The 23,444-nt window shown below is 69.1% G+C and carries 20 protein-coding genes; 8 read left to right on the top strand and 12 right to left on the bottom strand.

Features of this window, described 5'->3' with window-relative positions; genetic code table 11:
* Positions 1-35 precede the first annotated feature (35 nt).
* Positions 36-1,487, bottom strand: coding sequence for an NAD-dependent succinate-semialdehyde dehydrogenase (locus V5740_RS09845; RefSeq protein ID WP_347302304.1), 1,452 nt, complete (start codon positions 1,485-1,487; stop codon positions 36-38).
* A gap of 134 nt (positions 1,488-1,621) precedes the next feature.
* Between V5740_RS09845 and V5740_RS09840 the strand changes: the two genes are divergently transcribed.
* Positions 1,622-2,173 (top strand): superoxide dismutase family protein, encoded by a 552-nt coding sequence (locus V5740_RS09840; RefSeq protein ID WP_347302303.1) that lies wholly within the window; start codon positions 1,622-1,624, stop codon positions 2,171-2,173.
* Here the strand turns inward: V5740_RS09840 and mdlC are convergent.
* Positions 2,170-3,726, bottom strand: a complete 1,557-nt coding sequence (mdlC, locus tag V5740_RS09835) for a benzoylformate decarboxylase (RefSeq protein WP_347302302.1) — start codon at positions 3,724-3,726, stop codon at positions 2,170-2,172. The two genes, V5740_RS09840 and mdlC, sit on opposite strands and share 4 nt — an antisense overlap.
* Before the next feature lie 114 nt (positions 3,727-3,840).
* On the opposite strand from mdlC, the gene V5740_RS09830 reads away from it, so the two are divergent.
* Positions 3,841-4,221 (top strand): hypothetical protein, encoded by a 381-nt coding sequence (locus V5740_RS09830; protein ID WP_347302301.1) that lies wholly within the window; start codon positions 3,841-3,843, stop codon positions 4,219-4,221.
* 6 nt (positions 4,222-4,227) lie between these two features.
* Here the strand turns inward: V5740_RS09830 and V5740_RS09825 are convergent, their stop codons facing one another.
* From V5740_RS09825 to V5740_RS09790, 8 genes are all read right to left on the bottom strand, one after another.
* A complete protein-coding gene (locus V5740_RS09825; RefSeq protein WP_347302300.1) occupies positions 4,228-4,923 on the bottom strand; it encodes a response regulator transcription factor in 696 nt (231 codons plus the stop codon).
* Between the two features lie 132 nt (positions 4,924-5,055).
* A complete protein-coding gene (rpoN, locus tag V5740_RS09820) occupies positions 5,056-6,534 on the bottom strand; it encodes an RNA polymerase factor sigma-54 (RefSeq protein WP_347302299.1) in 1,479 nt (492 codons plus the stop codon).
* Between the two features lie 24 nt (positions 6,535-6,558).
* Positions 6,559-7,320: an LPS export ABC transporter ATP-binding protein gene (gene lptB / locus V5740_RS09815; protein WP_347304498.1), complete on the bottom strand. Its 762-nt coding sequence runs from the start codon at positions 7,318-7,320 to the stop codon at positions 6,559-6,561.
* 155 nt (positions 7,321-7,475) lie between these two features.
* On the bottom strand, positions 7,476-8,051 hold the full coding sequence (ppa, locus tag V5740_RS09810; RefSeq protein ID WP_347302298.1) for an inorganic diphosphatase: 576 nt from the start codon (positions 8,049-8,051) through the stop codon (positions 7,476-7,478).
* A 131-nt stretch (positions 8,052-8,182) separates the two neighbouring features.
* On the bottom strand, positions 8,183-10,150 hold the full coding sequence (locus tag V5740_RS09805; RefSeq protein WP_347302297.1) for a peptidase M61: 1,968 nt from the start codon (positions 10,148-10,150) through the stop codon (positions 8,183-8,185).
* Between the two features lie 48 nt (positions 10,151-10,198).
* Positions 10,199-11,605: an efflux transporter outer membrane subunit gene (locus tag V5740_RS09800; protein ID WP_347302296.1), complete on the bottom strand. Its 1,407-nt coding sequence runs from the start codon at positions 11,603-11,605 to the stop codon at positions 10,199-10,201.
* A complete protein-coding gene (locus tag V5740_RS09795) occupies positions 11,602-12,732 on the bottom strand; it encodes an HlyD family secretion protein (RefSeq protein WP_347302295.1) in 1,131 nt (376 codons plus the stop codon). The genes V5740_RS09800 and V5740_RS09795 overlap by 4 nt, the downstream gene beginning before the upstream one ends.
* Before the next feature lie 26 nt (positions 12,733-12,758).
* A complete protein-coding gene (locus V5740_RS09790) occupies positions 12,759-14,468 on the bottom strand; it encodes an MFS transporter (protein ID WP_347302294.1) in 1,710 nt (569 codons plus the stop codon).
* Between the two features lie 52 nt (positions 14,469-14,520).
* On the opposite strand from V5740_RS09790, the gene hisS reads away from it, so the two are divergent.
* From hisS to metK, 6 genes are all read left to right on the top strand, one after another.
* Complete coding sequence (gene hisS, locus V5740_RS09785; protein ID WP_347302293.1) at positions 14,521-15,738, top strand: histidine--tRNA ligase; 1,218 nt, start codon at positions 14,521-14,523, stop codon at positions 15,736-15,738.
* A gap of 121 nt (positions 15,739-15,859) precedes the next feature.
* Complete coding sequence (prfA, locus tag V5740_RS09780) at positions 15,860-16,927, top strand: peptide chain release factor 1 (protein WP_347302292.1); 1,068 nt, start codon at positions 15,860-15,862, stop codon at positions 16,925-16,927.
* Positions 16,920-17,750 (top strand): peptide chain release factor N(5)-glutamine methyltransferase, encoded by an 831-nt coding sequence (prmC, locus tag V5740_RS09775; RefSeq protein WP_347302291.1) that lies wholly within the window; start codon positions 16,920-16,922, stop codon positions 17,748-17,750. The genes prfA and prmC overlap by 8 nt, the downstream gene beginning before the upstream one ends.
* Before the next feature lie 235 nt (positions 17,751-17,985).
* The gene (locus tag V5740_RS09770) at positions 17,986-18,822 is read left to right on the top strand and encodes a DUF4167 domain-containing protein (RefSeq protein ID WP_347302290.1); all 837 of its coding nucleotides are present in this window, start codon (positions 17,986-17,988) and stop codon (positions 18,820-18,822) included.
* 30 nt (positions 18,823-18,852) lie between these two features.
* Entirely contained in the window at positions 18,853-20,421 is a 1,569-nt protein-coding gene (gene lnt, locus V5740_RS09765) for an apolipoprotein N-acyltransferase (RefSeq protein ID WP_347302289.1), read from the top strand.
* A 36-nt stretch (positions 20,422-20,457) separates the two neighbouring features.
* On the top strand, positions 20,458-21,675 hold the full coding sequence (metK, locus tag V5740_RS09760; protein WP_347302288.1) for a methionine adenosyltransferase: 1,218 nt from the start codon (positions 20,458-20,460) through the stop codon (positions 21,673-21,675).
* A gap of 131 nt (positions 21,676-21,806) precedes the next feature.
* Here metK and V5740_RS09755 read toward each other — a convergent pair whose 3' ends face one another.
* Both V5740_RS09755 and V5740_RS09750 read right to left on the bottom strand, forming a co-directional pair.
* Positions 21,807-22,490, bottom strand: a complete 684-nt coding sequence (locus V5740_RS09755; RefSeq protein ID WP_347302287.1) for a M23 family metallopeptidase — start codon at positions 22,488-22,490, stop codon at positions 21,807-21,809.
* A gap of 156 nt (positions 22,491-22,646) precedes the next feature.
* Positions 22,647-23,435, bottom strand: coding sequence for a ferritin-like domain-containing protein (locus tag V5740_RS09750; protein ID WP_347302286.1), 789 nt, complete (start codon positions 23,433-23,435; stop codon positions 22,647-22,649).
* Positions 23,436-23,444: the final 9 nt, after the last annotated feature.

Here is a 23,444-nt window from a genome sequence, read left to right as displayed (position 1 = left end):
CGGTCCTTCCCATCGCCCGGCCGGCTATAGCGAGCCTAGCCGAGCCCGGTCCAGTGGAGCGCCTTGGTCTCCAGATATTCCTCCAGCCCCTCGGCCCCGCCTTCCCGGCCAAGGCCCGATTGCTTGATCCCGCCGAACGGCGCCATCGCCAGGCTGATCGCACCCGTGTTCAGGCCGACCATGCCCGCCTCCAGCGCCTCCCCCACGCGCCATGCGCGATGGAGGTCGGTGGTGCAGTAATAGGCGGCGAGGCCGTAGGGCGTGGCATTGGCGAGCGCCAGGCCGTCCGCTTCTGTCTCAAAGCGGTAGATCGCGGCGACCGGGCCGAAGATCTCTTCCTGCGCCGCGCGCATTTCTGGCGTCATGCCGGTCAGCAGCATGGGCGCGGTGAAGCGGCCGGCGGCGGGCGCCTGCGCCACCAGCGTCGCGCCCTTGTCCTGTGCGTCGGCCACCATGTCCGCCACCTTGGCGCGCGCCTTGTCGTCGATCAGCGGCCCGATCTCCACGCCGTCCTCAACGCCCGGCCCGACCCGCAGCGCACGCACCCGCGCGGCCAGCCGGTCCACGAAGGCATCGTGGATGCCCGCCTGCACCAGGATGCGGTTCACCGCGACGCAGCTCTGCCCGGCATTGCGGAACTTGGCCGCCACCGCCGCCTCCACCGCATTGTCGAGGTCGGCATCGTCGAACACCAGCAGCGGCGCATTGCCGCCCAGTTCCAGGGCCAGCTTCTTGATGGTGGGCGCGGATTGTTCCATCAGCTTCGCGCCCACCCCGGTGGATCCGGTGAACGACAGCAGCCGCACCACCGGGCTCGCCGTCATCGCACCGCCGACCGCCGCCGCATCGCCGGTGACGATGCCCAGCACGCCTGCGGGCACCCCCGCGCGGATCGCCAGCTCGCCCAGGGCCAGCGCGGTGAACGGCGTCTGTTGCGCGGGCTTCAGCACGATGGTGCAACCTGCCGCCAGCGCCGGGGCCAGCTTGCGCGTGATCATGGCCGCTGGGAAGTTCCACGGCGTGATCGCGGCGCATACGCCGACCGGCTCCTTGCGGACCATGATGCGCCGGTCGGCGGTGGGTGCGGGTACCTCCTGCCCGTGGCTGCGCTGTCCTTCGTCGGCGAACCAGGCAACGAAGCTGGCGGCATATTCGATTTCCGCCTGCGCCTCCGCCAGCGGCTTGCCCTGTTCCGCGGTCAGGATGCGGGCGAGGTCCTCGGTCGCGGCCAGGATCAGGTCGTTCCAGCGCCGCAGGATGGCGCAACGTTCGGGCGCCGGGCGGGCGCGCCAGGCGGGCAGCGCCTGCTCCGCCGCGGCGATGGCCCGCTCCGTCTCCGCCGCGCCGCAATCGGGCACTTCCCCGATCGTGTCGCCGGTGGCCGGGTCCTCCACCGCGATCGTGGTGCCGCCATCCGCGCCAATCCATTCGCCGCCCACCAGCGCGCGGGTCCGCCACAATCCGCGATCCGTCAGTCTGTCCTGCATGCCGAAGCTCTCCTTTGCGGTGCCATGTGGGGCGGCTGGTGAAGGTCGCAACCGCACGGTTGGGGAGGAGGCGGCGCGGAACCGAATGCTGCGTCCGTGCCTGTTGCAGGTAAAGCAGCAGAGGAACCGATCACATGCTCCGCCTCCTTCCCGCCATCGTCGCCGCCCCGCTGATGCTTGCCGCATGCAGCGAATCGCCCGAACAGCCCGCCGCGCCGGAGGAGACCGAGACCGGTGTTGCCGGCGAACAGGCCGTCGCCGCGCTGGAAACGTCCGACGGGCAGCCTGCCGGTACAGCCACCGCCACCGTGTCCGGTGATGCGCTGATGCTGGTGGTCGCGGTGCAGAACATGCCCGCGGGCGAACATGGTGTGCACGTCCACATGGTCGGCCGCTGCGACGCGCCCGACTTCACCACCGCCGGCGCGCACTGGAACCCGACCAGCCAGACGCACGGGCTGGAAGGGGCGGCCGGCCAGCACGCAGGCGACATGCCGAACCTGACGGTCACGCCGCAGGGCACCGGCACGCTAGAATACACGCTGGAAGGCGGCGCCACCTTTGCCGGGCTGATGGATGCCGACGGATCGGCCTTCGTGGTGCATGCCGATGCCGACGACCAGCAGACCGACCCGTCGGGCGAAAGCGGCGGGCGGATCGCCTGCGGCGTGTTTACCGCCGGCTAGGCCAGTCTGAGGTCGAGCAGGGTCGGCCCGGTCTCGGCGAAGCTCCAGTCGAGCGCTTCGTCGAGCTGGTCCACCCGCTCCACCCGGCGTCCGGGCACACCTTGCGCCTGCGCCAGTTGCACGAAGTCGATGCCGCTGAGGTCGCAGCCTGGCACGTGGTTAAGGCCGAATTCCCCGGCGAAGCCGGTCAGCGCGGCGTATCCGCCATTGTTGAGGATGACGAAGGATACGGCAGCGCGCTCGTTACGCGCGGCATAGAGGCCTTGGATGGCGTACATGGCGGACCCGTCGCCCAGCAATGCTATCACGCGGGCGGACTGCGCCAGCGCGACACCGATCGCGGCGGGTAGCCCGTGGCCCAGCCCGCCGCTGGCGCAGGTGTAGAAGCCGCTGCTGCGGGTGATTGGCAGGTGATCGTGCATCGCGCCGCGTGCCGTGGGCGCCTCCTCCACGATCATGGCGTCCGCTGGCCGCAAGGCGGCGATGCGCGACATGACGTGGTCGGGTGCCATCGCGGGAGCGGGCGGGTCGACACGCCGGGCGGCGCGCAGGTGCCGGCGCTGCGGCTGCAGCAGGTTCGCCAATGCCGACAGGCCCAGCGCCGGGTCCCCCAGCACGCCTTGGCCGCCGGGTAGGGCGGCGAGGTGCTGCGGATCGTCGCTCAGCAGGGCCAGCGTGGCGGCGGGCGGCCAGAATGGTCCGCTGCCCTCGACATGCCAGGTGAACACCGGCGCACCCACGACCAGGATCGCATCATGTGGCTGCAACAGGGCGGATAACCGGTCCCGCCAGGCGGGTAGGAAGCCGGCGAAGTTCAGGTGATCCTCCGGGAACACCTCCCGCGCGGCATAGGGCGCGACCCACGCGGCGGCGCCGCTCGCCTCCGCCAGGGCGATCGCCGCATCCCACCCCCCGGCATTGGCGATCCCGGTGCCGAGCACCAGCGCCGGGTTGCGCGCCTCTGCCAGCATCGTCGCCAGCGGCGCCAAAGCGGCCGGATCGGCGGCGGTGCGGGTGACCAGCGATGGGAGCGCCGGCATCGTGCATGACCGGTCCCAATCGTCCACCGGGATCGAGACGAAGACAGGTCCCATCGGCGGCGTCAACGCCACGGCGAAGGCGCGAGCCAGGGCGAGCGGCACATCCTCCGCCCGCGCCGGCTCCGCCGACCACTTGACGTAAGGGCGCGGGAACTCGGTCGCGCGCTCGGCGAACAGGAAGGGATCAAAGGGCAGGATCGGTCGCGCCTGCTGCCCGGCGGTGACCACCACCGGCGCATTGTTCTTCCACGCGGTGAACAGGTTGCCCATGGCATGACCCGTGCCCGCCGCGCTGTGCAGATTGACCAGCGCCGCCCGCCCGCTGGCGCGGGCATAACCATCCGCCATCCCCAGCACGACCGCCTCGTTCAGGCCCTGCACGTAGGGGAAAGGCAGGCCGCGCAGCAGCGGCAGTTCCGTGCTGCCGGGATTGCCGAACAGCCGGTCCACGCCCCAATGCGCAAACACGGCAAAGGCGGCCTCGCGTACAGTCGTCTGTGTACCGGGTGGCAAGGGCTGGCTGGTGATGGCGCATCTCCTGACAGGACGTGGCCGCGGTTACGCCAGCGACCGGCGCCTTGCCAGCGGATGCTTGCGGTTCAGATTCAGCGGGGTAGGGCTGGCGGCATGATCCGTCGCCCTCTCGCCCTGCTCGCCGCCACCCTGCTGGTCCTGCCGGCCCACGCGCAGGATCAGGCCCCGCCGGCTGCACCGGCCGACTTGCCGGCACTGACACTGGAACAGACCACGGTGTTGCGCTGCGCCACCGCTTTCGCCTTGGGCGAGCATATGCAGCGGACGAACGATCCGGAGGCTGCCGCCTGGCCACCCCTGGCGGTGCAGGGGCGGGAATTCTTTGTCCAATCCTCCGCCCGGCTGATGGCGGAGGCGGGGCTCTCGCGCGAACAGATCGCCGCGCTGGTGATGAATGCCGGGCAGGAACTGGCGGCAGAAGGTCAGCTGGTGCGCATGATGCCGGCCTGCCTGCAAGTGGCCGGGATCAAATAGCACACCCTACGCGGCTAGCGCGCTGTCCTGCAGGTCGCGCAGCACGTAGCCGCGGCCCCATACGGTCTCGATGTAGTTCTCGCCCGCGCAGGCGGCGGACAGCTTCTTGCGCAGCTTGCAGATGAACACGTCGATGATCTTCAGCTCCGGCTCGTCGATGCCGCCATACAGGTGGTTCAGGAACATCTCCTTGGTCAGCGTCGTCCCCTTGCGCAGGGACAGCAGCTCCAGCATCGCGTATTCCTTGCCCGTCAGGTGGACGCGGGCGCCATCGACCTCCACGGTCTTGGCATCGAGGTTCACCGCCAGTTTGCCGGTGCGGATGATCGACTGGCTGTGCCCCTTGGACCGGCGCACGACCGCGTGGATGCGAGCGATCAGCTCGTCCCGGTGGAACGGCTTGGTCACGTAATCGTCCGCGCCGAAGCCGAACGAGCGGACCTTGCTGTCCAGTTCCGCGATGCCCGACAGGATCAGCACGGGGGTCTGCACCTTGGCGACGCGTAGCTTCTTCAGCACGTCGTATCCGTGCATGTCGGGCAGGTTCAGGTCCAGCAGGATGATGTCGTAATCATACAGCTTGCCCAGATCGAGGCCTTCCTCGCCCAGGTCCGTGGCATAGACGTTGAAGCTTTCGGTGGTCAGCATCAGCTCGATCGCCTTGGCGGTCGTCGGCTCGTCCTCGATCAGCAGCACGCGCATTGAACAGCCCCCCTTTGCATACCCCTGTGGTATCTGTGGTGCACGGCCAGTTGCGCGTTAACCAACCCGATTCTCAATGAAAAAGGTAAATCATCCGTAATCGTGCGTAGCGTTCAGGCGGGCACAATACGGTCACGCCACGCGGGCGATCTTCTTCTGCCGCCGCCGCTGGACGGAGGAGCCGATGCCGATCGCCTCCCGGTACTTGGCGACGGTCCGGCGGGCGAGGTCGAAGCCCTTGGCCTTCAGCAGGTCGACCAGCGTGTCGTCGGACAGGATCGCATCGGGCGCTTCGGCATCGCACAGCGCGCGGATCGCGGCCTTCACCGCCGCCGCGCTGGCGGCGCCCTCGCCATCGGCGGTGGCGACGCCGCTGGTGAAGAAGTACTTCAGTTCGAACAGGCCGCGATGGCACTGCAGGTACTTGGCGCTGGTGACGCGGCTCACGGTCGATTCATGCATCCCGATTGCATCGGCCACCTGGCGCAGCGTCAGCGGGCGCAGCTGCGACACGCCATGGCGGAAGAAGCCTTCCTGCTGGGTCACGATCTCCGCCACGACCTTCAGGATAGTCTTCTGCCGCTGGTCCAGCGCCTTGATCAGCCAGTTGGCGTCGGCCAGCTTCTCCCCCAGCCAGGCGCGCACCTTGGCATCGGCGCAGGATTTCAGCTGCAATGCATAGGGACGGTTGACCACCAGCCGGGGCAGGCTGGCGGGATTGAGGCGGATGTCCCAACCGGGTGGCAGCGGCGCGATCAGGATGTCGGGCACCACCGCCACCGGCTCCGCGCCGGCGAAACGCAGGCCGGGCTTGGGGTCGTACCGGCGCAGTTCGCGCAGCATGTCGGCGAAATCCTCCTCGTCCACCCGGCACAACCGCATCAATTGCGGGAAAGCGCCGCGCGCGACGAGGTCGAGATTGTTAAGCAATGCCGCCATGCACGGATCATGGCGGTCCGCCTCCTTCGCCTGCAGCGCCAGGCATTCGGCCAGGCTGCGCGCGCCGACGCCTGTGGGGTCGAGCGACTGCACCGCCGCCAGCGCCCGCTCCGCACACCGGCGATCGATGCCGAGGTCGCCGGCGATCTCCTCCAGCGGGGTGCCGAGGTAGCCCGCATCATCCAGCAGGCCGATGATGTGGCGCGCGACGAACAGCGTCTGCGGATCGCCAGCCGCCGCGCCGATCTGCTCTTCCAGATGCTGTACCAGGGTCGGCGCACCGGCATCGCGCTCGCCAAAATCGGCGGGCAGCTCGTCGCCCAGCGGGCCGCTGCCGCCGCCCGCCGCCCAGTCGCCGGTGTCGCGGTCACGGTCCAGCGCCGTCGGGTCGATGTCGAGCGGCGCGTCCGCCTCCCCCGCGCCGCGCCCGATCAGCTCGTCCGCGGTGGGCGGATCGGGCGGGCCATCGGGTTCGGGGCCGGCCGGCGCAGGCGTGGCTTCCTTCATCCGCAGCTCGCCCGCTTCCAGCAGCGGGTTGCTGTCCAGCGCGTCGGCGACGAAGGTCTCGATCTCCAGGTTGGACAGCGCCAGCAGCTTGATCGCCTGCTGCAGCTGCGGCGTCATTACCAGCGATTGCGACTGCCGCAGGTCGAGCCGCGGGGAGAGCGCCATCGCCAAGCTACCTGCGGAAGCGGGTCACAGCGTGAAGTCCTCGCCCAGGTACAGCCGGCGGACATTCTCGTCCGCCACCAGCGCTTCGGGAGAACCGGCGAACAGCACCTGCCCGCCATAGATGATGCAGGCGCGATCCACGATGTCGAGCGTCTCGCGTACATTGTGGTCGGTGATCAGCACGCCGATGCCGCGCTGCGCCAGGTCCTTCACCAGCATGCGGATATCGCTGATCGACAGCGGATCAATGCCGGCAAACGGTTCGTCCAGCAGCATGATGGAAGGCTTGGCGGCCAGCGCGCGGGCGATCTCGCACCGGCGCCGCTCGCCGCCCGACAGCGCCATAGCGGGACTGGAGCGGAGGCGCGTGAGGCCGAACTCGTCCAGCAGCCGCTCCAGCTCAGACAAGCGGGTCGCCTTGTTCGGCTCCACCAGTTCCAGCACGGCCGCGATGTTCTGTTCCACCGTCATGCCGCGGAAGATGCTGGTCTCCTGCGGCAGATAACCCAGGCCCAGGATCGCGCGGCGGTACATCGGCAGGCGCGTCACATCGACGCCGTCCATCAGGATACGGCCCGAATCCGGCCGTACCAGGCCCATGATGGAATAGAAGCAGGTGGTCTTGCCGGCGCCATTGGGGCCGAGCAGGCCCAGCACCTCCCCCTTGCCGACGGACAGGGAAATGTCGGTCAGGACCGGCCGCTTGTCGTAGCTCTTGGCGATGGAGATCACCTCCAGCCCGCCCTGCGGAATGGGCGGCGCGGCATTGGCGGGTGCTTCCGCCATGCTGTGGGCCAGCGCGTCCGTATCGATCAATTGGTCAGCCATCGCCGCGCCTATCTAGCATGGCCGCGGTCCGAGTGAAGACCCGGCTGGCAGGATACGTGCATGGTCGTATCCGATGGGGGCGGCCGGGCCAGGCCGCGCCGCCCCCTCTCAGGTCAGGCGCTGGGCGTGGTCGTGCCGTCACCGGCAGGCGCGTCCTTGCCCGCTTCGGCGGCCCGCTCGATCGCCTCCAGCACGATCTGGCGCGCCTCGGCGGCGGTACCCCAGGTGCCGACGCGCACCCACTTCTCCTTCTCAAGGTCCTTGTAGTGGGTGAAGAAGTGCTCGATCTGCGCGAACAGGATCTCCGGCAGGTCGTCCTTCTCGTGCACGTCGCTGTAATAGGGGAAGGTCGAATCGATCGGCACGCAGACCAGCTTCTCGTCGCCGCCGTGCTCGTCTTCCAGGTTCAGCACCGCGATCGGCCGGGCGCGCACGACGCAGCCGGGCACGAAGGGCGACCGGGCGACGACCAGCGCGTCGAGCGGATCGCCATCGGGCGACAGCGTGTGGGGCACGAAGCCGTAATTGGTGGGGTAGCGCATCGGCGTGTGCAGGATGCGGTCCACGAACAGCGCACCGGACTTCTTGTCGAACTCGTACTTAACCGGCTCCCCGCCGACGGGCACTTCGATGACGACGTTCAGGTTCTCGGGCGGATTGTCCCCGGTGGGAATATGTTCGATGCGCATAGTATCTCCCTGACCAGCCGGTCGGCTGCGTCATTGCCTCAGTTGATCTTCAATTAACGCGGGCGGTATCGCTTGACGAGGGGGCATCTGCTGCACTGCATCAAAGTGCGACGCCCCCATTAAAATGCTTCCTACCGGGTGGCGGCACCTTCCGTCGCGCGGGCGGTTAGCAGGCGGTCCAACGGCTGCTCGCCTTCGCCCGCTGGCTCCAGCCAGGGATATTGCAGCCCGCCGTCATAGGCGATCTCCAGCGGGGTGATCGCTTCCCCACGCTTCACGATCAGGCGGATCGGCTGGTCGGACGTCTTCGCATTGGTGATCGCCGCCTTGATGGCGTCGCCGCTATATTCCTGCCCGTCCGCGGACACGATCGTCATGCCGTCGACCAGCCCCGCCTTGAAGGCCGGCCCGTCCCACAAGGTCGCGGTGACCTGGCCGGAGGAGGAGAGGTTCACGCCCAGCGAATACATGAGGTCGAGGAAGCCGGTGGAAGCCATCTGCCCGGCGCGCGCGGGGTTCGGCTCCTCCTTCCACACCAGCCGGTAACCGGCGGCCTCGATCCCTTCCACGGGAGCGGGCAGGCCGGCGGTGCGCATGTTCAGCGTCAGGAAGGTGCGCCAGTCATGCGGGTAGACCTGGTTCAGCGTGTCGGCGATCTCGTCGAAATCGTAGGTCCGCTGGCCATAATCGCCTTCGGTGGCGGCGAAGAAGATCTTGGCGAAATCATCAAGGCCCTTGGCGCCGTTCGTACCGTTGCGGATGATCTGATCCGCCTCCAGCCACATCAGCGCCCCTTCGTTGTAGTAATCCTCGTCCCGGTGAATCGAGGTGAAGGGGCGTGCGCGGCGGCTGTTGATGATGGGGTCGAAGGTGGTGTCCTCCACCGACCGCCAGGCCCGGCCCGGCTGGCGGGCGTAATAGCCGGCGCTGGTCGCCATCGCGCCCAGCACGACGTCCTTGGGCTGGATGCCCGAACGCGCGGCCAGCACCAGGCCCCAGAACTGCGTCTGCCCTTCATACATCCACAGCAGGTTGTCGCGCATCGGTTCCCGGTAATCGGGCGTCCACAGGCCGGCGGGACGGCGGTACTTGCCGTTCCAGCTATGCACCAGCTCGTGCGCGATCACGTTGCGGTCCCACCCCATCGTGTCCCAGTCGATGAAAGTCGTCGGCTCGTAGGTGTTCTCGCTCGACCGGTGGTGTTCCAGCCCGATGCCGCCCAGCCGGTCCGTCAGGCCCAGCAGGAACTCGTAATGGTCGAACGGGCGCGACCCGAACAGGGTGACGGCCTCGTCCATCAGGCGGTTGTAGGTCTGCATGTTCTCGGGCTTGATCGCCAGCAGCCGCGCCTCGTCCGCGATCACGTTCATCTCCATGGCGCGGCCGATCTGCCAGCTTTCGGCATGCTTGCCGGCGAACACCGGCGAATCCACCAGCACCTCGTAATCGGTCGGCGACCAGGTCACCCGGTTGCCGCGCCCGCCCGCGGCGGACTGGCCGTCCAGCGCGGTGTAGACCGTCCAGCCTTCGGGGAAGGTCACGGTCGGCTTCATGGTGATCTGGCGCACGTAGTGGCCGGCGGGATACAGGCTCATCTTCTCCCACTGCAGGTTCAGCATTTCCGGCGTCATGCTGATGCGGCCCTGCCCGTCGATCGGGCTGGTATGGATGAAGCGGGCTGTCACCTCCCGCGCATTGGCGGGCAGCGGGATGCGGAAGGCGTAGACCTCCACCGGATCGCGTGCCCAGTTGACCGGCTGGCCATCGACGGTGAAGCTGATCTGCGCGATCTGGTTCAGCGGCCCCTTGGGGCCATGATTGCCGGGCAGCCATTCGGGCAGCTGCAGGATCAACTCCTGCGTGCCGCGCTGCACCGGGAAGGTCTGCGTCACCCGGTACAGGTTGCGCACGATATCGCTCGCATCGATGTCCAGCGTGATCGTGCCGGGATAGGCGACATCCTGCGCATCGGGCACCGGAGCAGGCAGCGGCGCGGCCACGGGGGCGGACCGGGCGACCCCTTGCGCAAGGGCCGGCTGGCTGATGGTGGCGAGGAGCAGGGCGGCGATGAGCGACGTGCGCGGGAGCTTGTGGATCATGACCTTGTCATGCAACGATGTTTCGCCGCGTACAAGGTTCGCCGCCGCTCAGGGGCGGTTCACCGCCTCGATCTCTGCCGCCGACCAGCCGCCGCCCATCGCCTGATACAGCGCGACATAGCTGGTCAGCTCGTCCGCGAAGGCCTGCACCAGTGACAATTGCGCCGTCAGCAGGTTTCGCTGCGCGTCCAGCTGCTCGATATAGGCGGAATAGCCGGCGCGGTACCGGGCGGAGGCATTCTCCAGCGCCCCCGATGCCGCCTCCGCCTGCGCGGCGAAGTCGCGGGCCTGCTCCTGCGATCGGGCGACCCCCGCCAGCGCATCCTCCACCTCGCGGAAGGCCGTCAGCGCGACCCCGCGATAGGCGATCGCCGCCTGGTCTCGCCGTGCGGTCGCCACCTGTTCCTGCGCGCGCAGCCGGCCACCGTCGAACAGCGGGGCCAGGATGCTGCCGCCGGCATTCAGCAGGCCGACCGGATCGGCCAGCGCGGTGGACAGCGCCACGCCCGCGGTGCCGGTCAGCGTCAGGTTGGGCAGCATGGCCGCGCGCTGGCTGTCCAGCGTCAGGTCCGCCGCAACCAGCGCCTGTTCTGCCTGGAACAGGTCCGGGCGGCGGCGCAGCAGGTCAGCCGGCAGCCCGTCGGGGATCGCCGGCTCCGCCAGCCTGTCGATCGCCTGCCCGCGCCCGATCGCGCGCGGTGCATCGCCGGTGAGGCGCGCCAGCGCATTCTCCTGCCGGGTGATCGCCAGCTCCGCCGCCGGGACCAGCTGCTGCGTGGCGGCGTATTCCGCCTCCGCCTGGCGCAGCTCCAGCCGCGCGGAATAGCCGGTCTCGTACCGGCGGCGCGCGATCCTTAGCGCCTCCGCCCGCGCGGCCAGCGTGTCGCGGGCAATGGCGAGCCGCTGGTCCAGCGCGCGCAGGGTGATGTAACCGCTGGCGGTCTGCGCCGCGACCGCCAGCCGCACCGTATCGGCGGCGGCCTCGCTCGCCAGCAATTGCGCGCGCGCGGCGCGGGAGGCGAGCCGCAGGCGCCCGAACAGGTCGGTATCGAAGCTGGCCACGAGGGCTGGTTGCGCCGATACCGCATCGCTCGGGCTGCCAAGCGGGCCCAGCGTCTGCCCGCCGGTGCCCGCGACCTGCCCGTTCACCTGCGGCAGCGATTGCGCGCGGCCGAGCGCCTCTGCCGCGCGCGCTTCCTCCACCCGCTCCGCCGCCAAGGCGATGTCGGTGTTGTTGGCCAGCGCCCGCGCCACCAGCGCATCGAGCTCGGCATCGCCGAAGGCGCGCCACCATTGCGCCTCGATCGGGCGAGCGCCGCCCGCATCGGGGCCGATCGCCGCGCGCCAGCCGGGCGGCGGCACGAAGGCGGCTTGCGGCGGCAGCGCCGCGCGCGGGCCGGGCAGGGTGCAGCCCGCCAGCAGAAGCGCAGCCAGCAGGGGGGCGGGGCGGATCATGGCGCGCCCGCCGTATCGATCCGCGCCTCCACCGACATGCCCGGCCGCAGGCGGTCGGCGCCACGCTGGCCAGGATCGATGCGGATGCGGATGGGGATACGCTGCGGCACCTTGGTGAAGTTGCCGGTGGCATTGTCCGCCGCCAGCACCGCGAACTCGCTGCCCGCGGCGGGGCTGATCCGCTCCACCCGCCCGGTGAAGCGGGCATTGGCGAGGCCGTCCACCGTGAAGCTGGCGCGCTGGCCCACCGCGATGCGGGCGGTCTGCCCTTCCTTGTAATTGGCGATCACCCAGACCTCGGGCGGCACCAGGAACATCAGCTGGCTGCCGGCGGTGACATATTGCCCGACCCGCACGTCCACTTCCGACAGGCGGCCATTCTCCGCCGCGCGGATCTCCGTATTGGCGAGGTCGATGCGCGCCAGGTTCAGCGCCGCCTCCGCCCCGGCCACACTCGCCGCCTGCCCGCCGCGGCCGACCTCCACCGCCCTGATCTCCTGCCGGGCGATCTCACGCTGCGCCTGTGCCGCCCGCACCGCCGCCTCCGCTTGGCGCAGCGCGGCCAGCGTCTGGTCCCGTTCGCGCAGGGAGACGGAGCCATCGGTGACGAGGTCGTTGACCCGTGCCATGTCCGCCTGCGCGCGCTGCAATTGCGCGCGGGCATTGGCGAGCGCCGCGTCCTGGCTGGCGAGCCCTGCGGTACGCCCGGCCAGCGACTGACGATTGTTCGCCAGCTCCGCCTCCGCCGCATCCAGGTTCGCCTGCGCCTGCTCCACCCGCTGCCGGTAGATCCGCTGATCGATTACCGCCAGCAACTGCCCGGCGGTCACGTCCTGGAAATCGCGCACCAGCACCTTGGTGACATAGCCGGGCACCTGCGGCGCAATCACTGTCACCCGGCCCCGGACATAGGCGTTGTCGGTCTGCTCCGCCGCGCTGGCGAACGGCCAGATGCGCCAGGCGGCCAGCACCAGGCAGATGCCGAGCAGGGCCAGCGCCGCGATCACGGCGACGGTGCGCCATTGCAGGCGCGGCGGGCGCCAGCCCGAACCGGCCGGCGGCGTGGCTGGCTCCGTGGCCGCGGCCGTGACCGGGCCATCGGTGGCTGCGGCCTTTGCCTCTGTCATTGGGGTCGGGGATACGGGGGTGGAGCTCATAGGGCAGCCGCCTTGTCGCGCCGTTCACGCCAGTGCCGCCGCAGCAGCAGGAACAGCATGTAGAAGAATGTGAGGCCAGCCAGGACGGAGATCAGCCGGAACACGTCATTATAGGCCAATACGTTGGCTTCCCGCCGCACGGCCCCGCTCAGCTGCGCCCCGCTGGCCGCACCGCGCAATGTGGGGTCGCCGATCACCGGCGCCAGTCCCGCCGCCCCGGCGCGCAGGCGCTGCTGCACCAGCGGATCGCTCGGCACGACCGTCTCCACCAGAGCGGCGCTGTTCTCCTGCTCGCGCGCGACCTGATACGTGCCCAGCAGCGCCGACCCGGCAAGCCCGCCCAGCGAATTGACGATGCCGAACAGCGCGATGAAGCTGATGATGTGTCCGGTCCCTTCCTTCAGCGCGCGGAACATGCCGAAGATCAGCGCCGGGCCCAGGAAGAAGGTGCCGGCGAAGGCGATGGTCGCCTGCGTCAGGTACAGCTGTTGCGGGCGGGTCTGGCTAGTCGAATGCGAATCGATGAAGGCAGCCACCGCCACCAGCCCGATCGCCAGCACCACCGGGTGGCTGAGGCGGGCAAGGTCCAGCGTCGCCGCGCTCAGCACCACGCCGGCGACGCTGGCGAGGAGGAGCACCAGGAAGAACGGTCCCAGCTCGTCATTGTTGAGGCCCAGCGTGTTTAGCAGGCCGACCACGCCGACGTTCTGTTCCGACAGCACGATGCGCGCCATCATGGTCACGATGGCGAAACGCATGATGTCGGCGCTCGCCAGCCAGCGGGTGTTGAGCAGCGGGTTGGTTCGATGATGCTCGATCAGGACGGCCGCGGCGAACAGCACAATGGCGCCGATCAGCGCCCAGGCGATCCATGGCGCGTTGGTCCACCATACGATCCGGCCGAGCCCCAGCACGGAGGCGGTAAGCGCCGCCGCGCTGCCGAACAGCACGAAGGTGACGAAGTCCAGCGGCTCGAACGCCTTGATCCGCTCCGTCGGCGGCAGCCGCACCAGCAGCACCGCCGCCAGGCTGAGTGCGGCGAGCCCGCATTCGAACAGGTACAGCGCGCGCCACTGGTCCATGGCGAGCAGTTCGGGGGAGAACAGCCGCGCTAGCGGCGTCGCGCATTGCGGCAGGCCGATGCCCAGCACCACGGCCCGCAGCCGCCATTTGGCAGGGAACGCCTGCATCATGTAGTACAGGGCGAAGGTGGTCAGCGGCGCCGCCGCCATGCCGCTCGCCGCGCGCACCAGCAGCGCGCTGGCGAAATCCTGCACGAACAGGTGGGCGACGGTCAGCAGCAGGTACAGCGCCAGGAACACCACGGCGAACGGGCGCAGGCCGAATTGCTGGCGGAACTTGATCAGCAGCAGGTTGATGGAAACATTGGTCGCCACGTAGATCGTCGGCAGCCAGGCGACTTCCACCGGGTCCAAGCCCAATGCCCCGCCCAGGATGGTCGTGTTCGCGCTTATCAGCCCGTTGCCCAGGCCCCCCGTCAGCCCCACCAGCACCGCCACCAGCCCGTACAACACCCGGCGCCGGTTGGGGTGATCGGGTGACCCGGGCGATCCGGGCATCATCGGCCGCTCGTGCGGGGCGAACTCCCACCGCTCCTCGGCGAGGAATTCGCGCAGGCGAGACAGGGCGTTCATGGACAGGCTGTAATCCCGATCGGCCCGGCGGCGCCAGTCCCTTGCGGCCACGCCAATGCCGCTCTTTTCGCAACAGCTGTGACCGTCTAAGCGCGCGCCCATCATGAGCATCAAGACACCCCAGGCCGTGCGCGGCACGCAGGACATCTTCGGCGCCGAGGCGGAAGCCTTCGCCCATGTGGTCGGGACGTTCGAACGGGTGCGCCGCCTGTACCGCTTCCGCCGGATCGAGATGCCGGTGTTCGAACGGACGGAGGTGTTCAGCCGCTCGCTGGGCGAAACCACCGATGTCGTTTCGAAGGAGATGTATTCCTTCAACGACCGCGGCGACGAATCGCTGACCCTGCGGCCGGAATTCACCGCCGGCATCGGCCGCGCCTATCTCACCGACGGGTGGAAGCAGTACGTCCCGCTGAAGGTCGCCACCCACGGCCCACTGTTCCGTTACGAACGCCCGCAGAAGGGCCGCTATCGCCAGTTCCACCAGATCGATGCCGAGGTGATCGGCGCGGCCGAGCCCCAGGCGGACGTGGAACTGCTCGCCATGGCGGATCAGTTGCTGAAGGAACTGGGCATCGCGGGCGGCGTGACGCTCAACCTCAATACGCTGGGCGACGGCGCCAGCCGCGATGCCTGGCGCGCCGCGCTGGTGGAGCACTTCCGGGGTGTGCGGGCCGACCTCAGCGAGGATTCGCAGGAGCGGCTGGAGAAGAACCCGCTGCGCATCCTCGACAGCAAGGACGAACGCGACCGCCGTTTCGTGGCCGACGCGCCCCAGATCGACCAGTTCCTCTCCGCGGAGGCGCAGGACTTCTTCGCCGCCGTTACCGGCGGGCTGGACGCGGCGGGCGTGGCGTGGACGCGCAATGCGGCGCTGGTGCGCGGCCTCGACTATTACCGCCACACCGCGTTCGAATTCGTGACCGACCGGCTCGGCGCTCAGGGCACCGTGCTGGGCGGTGGCCGCTATGACGGGCTGATGGAAAGCTTGGGCGGGCCGCAGACGCCGGCCGTGGGCTGGGCCGCCGGGATCGAGCGGCTGGCGATGCTGGTCGGCACGCCGGCCGAAGCACCCGCGCAGGCCGCCGTCGTGGTCGAGGATGACGCACTGCTGGCGCAGGGCACCGCAATGGTTGCAGCCATCCGCCGCGCCGGCTTCTCCGCCGAACTCGTCGCCAGCGGCTCCCCCCGCAAGCGGTTCGACAAGGCGGTGAAGGGCGGCGCGCTGACCCTGTTCGCCCTGTCCGGCGAAGGCGTGCGGACGAAGGGCGATGCCGACCTGCTGGCCCAGGTCGGGCAGGCGATCGGGGGTACAGCGTGACCGCAATTGACAGGCGTCTGGAACTAACCTATATGGTTGTAAAGTCGCGCAAGTTTAGCCGCAAGGTAGACCCGGCAGGCACCGTGTTCAGGTGTCAACTTAGTGTAAACTTCCAGCCGGCATGACCATTCCAGAGGACCGCCTGGCCCAGATCGCCAACCGCTTCGCGGAGCTGGAGGCGCGCCTCGCCTCCGGCCAGCTGGAGGGGGAGGCGTTCGTCGCCGCCAGCCGCGACTATGCGGAGCTGGAACCGGTCGCCCGCACCGTGACCGAAGTGCGGGCGATGCGGGCGGAGATCGCCGAACTCGCCGCGCTGACGCAGGACCCCGAAATGGCCGCGCTCGCCGGGGAGGAGCTGGGCGAACTGCGCCAGCGCCTGCCGGAGGCGGAGCATCGCCTCGCCATCGCCCTGCTGCCCCGTGACAGCGCCGACGAGCGGCCCGCCATGCTCGAGATCCGCGCCGGCACGGGCGGGGACGAGGCGGCCCTGTTCGCCGGCGACCTCTACCGCATGTACGAACGCTTCGCCGCCGAACAGGGCTGGCGGGTGGAACCGGTCAGCATGAACGCCGCCGAAGTGGGCGGCTTCAAGGAGATCGTCGCCAACGTCACCGGCACCGGCGTCTTCGCCCGGCTCAAGTACGAAAGCGGCGTCCACCGCGTGCAGCGCGTGCCCGTGACGGAAAGCGGCGGCCGCATCCACACCAGCGCCGCCACCGTCGCCGTTCTGCCCGAACCGACCGAGGTGGACGTGCAGATCGAGGACAAGGATCTCAAGATCGACATCTACCGCGCCAGCGGCGCAGGGGGGCAGCACGTCAACACCACCGATTCGGCGGTCCGCATCACCCACCTGCCCAGCGGCATCGTGGTGACGCAGCAGGACGAACGTAGCCAGCACAAGAACCGGGCCAAGGCGATGCAGGTGCTGCGCGCCCGCCTGTACGAGAAGACCCGCGACGAGGCGCAAGGGCAGGAGGCGGAGGCGCGGCGGGCGATGGTCGGCAGCGGCGACCGCTCCGAACGGATCCGCACCTACAATTTCCCGCAAGGCCGCGTCACCGATCATCGCATCGGCCTGACCCTGCACAAGCTGGCGGAGGTGCTGGAAGGGCCGGGCCTGCGTGAACTGGTCGATGCTCTGACGGCGGAGGACCAGGCGAAGCGGCTGGCCGCGCTGGATGGCTGAGGTGACGGTGGCCGCCGCGATCCGCGACGCCGCCGCAAACCTCGCCGCCACCAGCGACACCGCGCGGCTGGATGCGGAACTGCTGATGGCCCACGCGCTCGGCACCACGCGCTCCGCCGTGTTGCTGCGGCACATGGCCGACCCGTCGCCGTCTGCCTTCGCCGCGCTGGTGCGGCGCCGGGCGGGGCATGAGCCGGTCGCCTACATCACCGGCGTGCAGGACTTCTACGGCCGTCCCTTCCGCGTCGGTCCCGGCGTCCTGATCCCCCGCCCCGACAGCGAGACCATCGTGGAGGCCGCGCTTGCCGCCTGCCCGACGCCACAACGGGTGCTGGATCTCGGCACCGGATCAGGCGCGCTGCTGTTGACGGTACTGGCAGAGAGCGGGGCAGCGGAGGGTGTCGGGCTGGAGCGTTCGGCAGAGGCGCGGGCGATCGCCGCCGCCAACGCCGCCGCCATCGCCCCGAAGGCGCGGATTATCGGCGGTGACTGGCACCGGTTCGGCTGGGCTGACACGCTGGGCCGGTTCGACCTCGTTCTCGCCAATCCCCCATACGTGGAGGCTGCGGCCGACCTGTCGCCGGACGTGCGCCTGTGGGAACCTGCCGGGGCGCTGTTCGCGGGCGATGACGGGTTGGACGATTACCGCGTGATCGTGCCGCAATTGCCGGGCCTGCTCACGGCGGGCGGTGTCGCGGTACTGGAGATCGGCTGGACGCAAGCCGCCGCCGTCACTGCGCTGGCGGCGAGGGCGGGCATGGCCACCACGCTCCACCGCGACCTTGCCGGCCGCCCCCGCGCTCTGGTGCTGCGGCGCAATTAACGCTTGGCAAAGGGGTGACGAGTAATTACCTGAATGAATGTAGGCCTTGGGGTGCGGAAACGGTTTCCGGCACACAGGCACCACATCCAGCATTTGCCATGAAGGTCCGGCGGCGTTCGCCGGGCGAAGGTTGCAAGTGCGGATCGCGCCGGTAGGCGCCCGCATGGCGGGGCTCCGGCGTGAACGGGGGCGATGCGACCGGCGCGACCGGTCCCCAGTGAGGAAGCGAATTCCCTTGAACACCAATCGCAACAACAATCGCCGTCGCGGCCGCAACAACAATCGTGGGCCGAACGGGGGCAATGGCGGCGGCAACCGGATCGACAGCCGGGCGCGCGGCAATGCGCCGCAGCTGCTGGAGAAGTATCGCAAGCTGGCGCACGACGCCTCGCTGAACGATGACCGGGTGCAGACCGAATATTACCTGCAGTTCGCCGATCATTATTTCCGCGTTCTGGCCGATTCTCGCCAGCAGAAGGACGAGGTGCGCGGCCGCCAGCAGAGCGACCGAGGCCAGTCCTTCGACGAGTACGAGGAAGAGGAGGACGAGTTCGACGCCGCCCCCCGCTACCAGACCCGCGGGCGCGACCAGAACCGCGATCAGCCGCGTGACAATGGGCAGGATCGCTCCCGGCGCGAGGCCGAGCCGGCCGAGGTCGAGGCGCCTGCCGCCACCATCATGGAACAGCGCGGCGTGGAAGGTGACGAGATCGACGTCGCCGCCGACGAGAACCCCTTCACCCGCGACGCAGGCCGTCGCGGTCGCCGTAGCCGCACGGCCGAGGCTGGAGAGGCGCCTGCCGCGGAAGGGCGCGGCCGTGGTCGCGGTCGTCCGCCACGCGCCGCCGCTCAGCCGGCGGAGCCCGAAGCGGAAACTGGCCTCAACGCCATGATCCTGCCGCCGTCCATCCCGCGCACCGATGCCGATGCGGACGGTGCCGAGGGCGAGGTCGACCCGGCCCCCGCACCCCGCGCGCGCAAGGCGCCGGCTCGTCCGCGCCGCCGCGCTGCCGCTACCGAAGGCAATGGCGGTGAGGACGGCACTGGCGAGCCGCTCGAAGCCGTCGGCTGAGGCTGACTCCCAAGGCGGACCTGACAGCCCGTGCGTAACGCGACCGACCGCTTCACCGGCCGGGCCGGTAGTTTTGCCGCGCTGGCGCTGGGCGTCGGCGCGGCCATCGGGTTCGAACCCTTGCATTACTGGCCCATCGCGCTGGTCGCGATGGGCCTGTTCGCCGCTCTTGCCGCGCGCAGCGAAACCGTGGGCCGGGCGGCGTGGCTTGGCTGGCTATTCGGCTGGGCGCATTTCACCTTCAGCAACAACTGGATCGCCACCGCCTTCACCCATCAGGCGGAGATGCCTGCGGTTCTGGGCTGGGCGGCGGTGCCGCTGCTGGCCATCTATCTGGCCGTCTATCCTGCCATCGCCACGCTGGGCGCACGCGCGCTGGTCGGGCGCGGCCGCCCCTTCGCCTTCGCGCTGGCGTTCGCCGGCTGCTGGACCGTGGCGGAGCTGCTGCGCGCCAGCGTGTTCACCGGCTATGCCTGGAACCCGTTCGCCATGGCAGTGCTGGGTGGATGGGACCGGCCGGGCCTCGCCGTGTTTTCGCCGTGGATGGGCACCTATGCGCTGAGCGGGCTGGCCGTGCTGCTGGCGGCGCTGACCACCGGCTTGGCACTGCGGCGACGCTGGTTGCCGGCATGTGCGCTGGCGGCTGGCGTGATCGCGGCCATGCTGGCGCCGGGCAGAACGGGTCCTGACGGCACGGTGCCGGTCACGCTGGTGCAGCCCAACCTGCCGCAGGAGCGGTTGGCCGAACCGCAGTTCTTTGAAGCAAACTACCTCCAGCTCGCCAGCCTCTCGCGCCCGTCGCGGCCCGGTTCGACGCGGCTGGTACTGTGGCCCGAAAGCGGCCTCGCCGATTACCTGCGCCCCGGCTATCCGCAGCGGTTCTACAACGCGACCACGGCACTCGGCAGTCCGGATTTTGCGCGTCGCCGCATCGGCCGGCTGATCGGGCCCGGCTCCCTCCTGCTGACCGGCGCGGTCGACCTGGAGATCGCGCGGGGCCGCGCCGTCGGCGCTTACAACTCGGTCACCGCACTCGATGCCGGCGGCACGATCCGGGGCGGGTATGCCAAGGCGCATCTGGTGCCTTACGGCGAGTACCTGCCCATGCGCGAGGTCCTGGAGCCGATCGGCCTGAGCCGCCTGGTGCCGGGCGCGATCGACTTCCTGCCCGGCCCCGGCCCGCGCACCCTGGCGCTGGGACAGCATGGCCGCGCCGGAATACAGATCTGTTACGAGATCGTGTTCTCGGGCGAGGTCGCCGATCGGCGTGACCGACCCGACTTCATCTTCAACCCGTCAAACGATGGCTGGTTCGGCGCCTTCGGTCCGCCGCAACACTTGGCACAGGCACGCATGCGGGCGATCGAGGAAGGGCTGCCGGTTCTGCGCGCCACCACCACCGGCATCAGTGCCGTGATCGACGCGCGGGGCATCGTGCGCGAGCACCTCGCCACCGGCGTCGCGGGCCGCATCGACACCGCCATTCCCGCCGCTCTGCCGGCGACATTGTTCGGCCGGCTCGGCAACATGATCGGCTTTGCGTGGGCCGTGCTTTTTCTTGGGGGCTCGCTGGTTGCCATGCGTCGGAGCCGCCCCTAGACCGACGCCCTTGTTGCGAGTGAACGAAAGTCAATCATGCGTCAGAACTACCTGTTCACGTCCGAAAGCGTGTCCGAAGGTCATCCGGACAAGGTCGCGGACCAGATTTCAGATGCCATTGTCGACCTGTTTCTGTCCAAGGATCCGGAGGCGCGGATCGCCTGCGAGACGATGACCACGACACAGTTCGTCGGACTGGCGGGCGAAATCCGCTGCAAGGGCGTGTACGAGAACGGCGAATGGGCGCCGGGCGCGCTGGAAGAGATCGAGCGTACCGTGCGCGAGACCGTGCGCGACATCGGGTACGAGCAGGACGGTTTCCATTGGGAGAAGTTCACCTTCCAGAACCGGCTGCATGGGCAGTCGGCTGAAATCGCGCAGGGCGTCGATGCCAGCGGCAACAAGGATGAAGGCGCGGGCGACCAGGGCATCATGTTCGGCTACGCCTGCAGCGAGACGCCGGACCTGATGCCCGCGACGCTGGATTACAGCCACAAAATCCTGCAGCGCATGGCCGCCGACCGCAAGAACGGCGCCGCCCCGTTCCTGGAACCGGACGCCAAGAGCCAGGTGACGCTGCGGTTCGAGAACGGCGTGCCGGTGGCCTGCCCGGCGATTGTCGTGTCCACCCAGCATGCCCGCGGGTACCACACCGGGGCCGAGGAGGCCGAGCTCAAGGCCTATGTGAAGGGTGTCGTCGCCGACATCCTGCCTGCCGGGCTGCTGTCGGACAGCACGCAATACCACATAAATCCAACCGGCGCGTTCGAGATCGGCGGACCTGACGGCGATGCCGGGCTGACCGGGCGCAAGATCATCGTCGACACCTATGGCGGTGCCGCGCCCCACGGCGGTGGCGCGTTCAGCGGCAAGGACCCGACCAAGGTCGATCGCTCCGCCGCTTACATCACCCGCTATCTTGCAAAGAACGTGGTTGCCGCGGGCCTGGCGACGCGTTGCACGATCCAGATCGCCTACGCGATCGGCGTGTCGCAGCCGCTGTCGCTGTATGTCGATACGCATGGCACCTGCGCCGACGGCGTAACCGATGCCGGGCTGGAACAGGCGATCCAGTCGCTTGGTTCGCTGGGCGGCCTGACCCCGCGCGCGATCCGCACCAAGCTGCAGCTCAACAAGCCGATCTATCGCCAGACCGCAGCCTATGGCCATTTTGGCCGGACGCCTGAAGGTGACGCCTTCCCGTGGGAGCGGACCGACCTGGCGGACGAGCTGAAGGCGGCACTGGGGCGCTGACCACGACCACCTCGTCATTGCGGGTGTAACGCCCGCAATGACGGGCAGCGTGGACCCTGTTCCGGAACGAGAAAGGGCGCCCCGTGGGCGCCCTTCTTGCTTTCAGGTCAGGAAATTTGGTGGCAGGTCGCTTACAGAGCGATGCGACCGGTTGGGCTTTCGTGCGCAGCACCATTGTCCAGCATGTAGGGTCGAGGATCGACCGGCTCGCCCGCAACACGCACTTCATAATGCAGGTGCGGGCCGGTGGAGCGGCCGGTGCTGCCGACATAGCCGATCAGCTGCCCCTTGGTCACCCGCTCCCCAGCGGTCACGGCGAACCCGGACAGATGGCCAAAGCGCGTCTGCAGGTCGCCGCCATGTTCCAGCGCGATGTAATTGCCGTAGGAGCCCCATGCATCCGCGCGGCTGACCAGCCCGTCGGCCGGGGCATAGACCGGGGTGCCCGTCGGCGCGGCAAGGTCCACGCCATTGTGCTGCCGGCGGCCACCGATCACGGGGTGGGAACGCATGCCGTAATTGCTGCTCAGCCGCATCGCATCCAGCGGCATGCGGGACGGGACAGATACGCGCTGCGTCGGCGCGATGGCGAGGCCACTGGCGGCCGCGGTTTGCACGGCGCCCGATTGCTGCCAGCTGGCGAACAGCTCGCTGAACTCCGCATCGCCGGTGCCGGTGGCGGCCGGCGCCTCGATCACGCCGGTGATCTGCGCGCTGGTCAGCTGGGTGGCGGCGGCGGTGCTTTCCTGGGCCATGGTGGGCGACGCCAGGATGGCGGCGATCCCGGCGGCGGCAATGGCGAGCTTGCTGAACATGGGTCTTGCGATCCGTCCTTCTGCTCCGCCACGCTGGACGGAAGAGCTGCGTTACGGCGCAACAACATTGCGCCAGCTACGGGCTTGTTCTGGTTTTAGAGAAGGTCGGAACCCCCCGCCGTCTCGATGCTTGATGGGTAACCGGGGGAACTCGCGTCACGCAAGGGCGTGATAGATGCTGCGCGGCAGACCGGCAGCTTGCCGCGCTGAGTCGTTGAACGGTGGCTTTAACCTTCCGCGAAAGTACCGCTGAACAAGGGTTTTCCAGTAGTTTTCATAAGTCTGTCCGCGAGCCCGGGCGACAGAATCGAGGTGCTTGGCACCGGCGGCGACGTGGCCGACTTCATCGTCAAGGATTCGCTGCAGGATGCGCGCGCCGCCTTCGTCACCGCTCGCCCGCACTCGGTCACGCATGGCCGGCGTCACGTCCAGCCCGCGCGCTTCCAGCACCATCGGTACGACAGCCAGCCGCGCGGCGACGTCGCCATTCGTGTCCTCCGCCGCTTGCCACAGGCCGTCATGCGCCGACAGCGCGCCGTAATGGCTGCCAAGGGTGTGGAGCTTGCGGGCGATCAGCGCCCAGTGCATCGCCTCGTCCGTGGCGACGGCCAGGAAGTCGCCGACAAACTCGGGCCCCTGCGCTTCGCCGAAACGGCCGGCGGCATCCAGCGCCAGGTCGATGGCAACGTATTCGATATGCGCAACCGAGTGCCACAGGGCGATGCGCGTCGCGGCGGACCCGGCTTTGCGGCGGGGCGGCATCTGTGCAGGCGGCAGCAGGCGCAGGCCGGCAGGCACCGCCGGCCGATCGGGCATCGGCGTCTCCCACGTCCAATCCAGCGCACCCTTGCGCCACGCCCGTACCAGTGCGCGAACCTCCATCGCCTTGACGCGCGGCTCTCCATTGGTGAGGGCGCTGGCGATCCCGGCGGAAATGGAGGTCATGCTGCCGGG

Source organism: Croceibacterium sp. TMG7-5b_MA50, from assembly GCF_039830145.1.
Taxonomy (GTDB): domain Bacteria; phylum Pseudomonadota; class Alphaproteobacteria; order Sphingomonadales; family Sphingomonadaceae; genus Croceibacterium.
Note: the sequence above shows the minus strand (reverse complement) of the source record. Positions and strands in the feature narration are given on the sequence as shown.

What these genes read in the sequence shown, in the direction of transcription:
- V5740_RS09845 (WP_347302304.1), bottom strand. Translation starts at nt 1,487, where the DNA reads ATGCAGGACAGACTGACGGATCGCGGATTGTGGCGGACCCGCGCGCTG.
- V5740_RS09840 (WP_347302303.1), top strand. Translation starts at nt 1,622, where the DNA reads ATGCTCCGCCTCCTTCCCGCCATCGTCGCCGCCCCGCTGATGCTTGCC.
- V5740_RS09830 (WP_347302301.1), top strand. Translation starts at nt 3,841, where the DNA reads ATGATCCGTCGCCCTCTCGCCCTGCTCGCCGCCACCCTGCTGGTCCTG.
- V5740_RS09825 (WP_347302300.1), bottom strand. Translation starts at nt 4,923, where the DNA reads ATGCGCGTGCTGCTGATCGAGGACGAGCCGACGACCGCCAAGGCGATC.
- rpoN (WP_347302299.1), bottom strand. Translation starts at nt 6,534, where the DNA reads ATGGCGCTCTCCCCGCGGCTCGACCTGCGGCAGTCGCAATCGCTGGTA.
- lptB (WP_347304498.1), bottom strand. Translation starts at nt 7,320, where the DNA reads ATGGCGGAAGCACCCGCCAATGCCGCGCCGCCCATTCCGCAGGGCGGG.
- ppa (WP_347302298.1), bottom strand. Translation starts at nt 8,051, where the DNA reads ATGCGCATCGAACATATTCCCACCGGGGACAATCCGCCCGAGAACCTG.
- V5740_RS09805 (WP_347302297.1), bottom strand. Translation starts at nt 10,150, where the DNA reads ATGATCCACAAGCTCCCGCGCACGTCGCTCATCGCCGCCCTGCTCCTC.
- V5740_RS09800 (WP_347302296.1), bottom strand. Translation starts at nt 11,605, where the DNA reads ATGATCCGCCCCGCCCCCCTGCTGGCTGCGCTTCTGCTGGCGGGCTGC.
- V5740_RS09795 (WP_347302295.1), bottom strand. Translation starts at nt 12,732, where the DNA reads ATGACAGAGGCAAAGGCCGCAGCCACCGATGGCCCGGTCACGGCCGCG.
- hisS (WP_347302293.1), top strand. Translation starts at nt 14,521, where the DNA reads ATGAGCATCAAGACACCCCAGGCCGTGCGCGGCACGCAGGACATCTTC.
- prfA (WP_347302292.1), top strand. Translation starts at nt 15,860, where the DNA reads ATGACCATTCCAGAGGACCGCCTGGCCCAGATCGCCAACCGCTTCGCG.
- prmC (WP_347302291.1), top strand. Translation starts at nt 16,920, where the DNA reads ATGGCTGAGGTGACGGTGGCCGCCGCGATCCGCGACGCCGCCGCAAAC.
- metK (WP_347302288.1), top strand. Translation starts at nt 20,458, where the DNA reads ATGCGTCAGAACTACCTGTTCACGTCCGAAAGCGTGTCCGAAGGTCAT.
- V5740_RS09755 (WP_347302287.1), bottom strand. Translation starts at nt 22,490, where the DNA reads ATGTTCAGCAAGCTCGCCATTGCCGCCGCCGGGATCGCCGCCATCCTG.
- V5740_RS09750 (WP_347302286.1), bottom strand. Translation starts at nt 23,435, where the DNA reads ATGACCTCCATTTCCGCCGGGATCGCCAGCGCCCTCACCAATGGAGAG.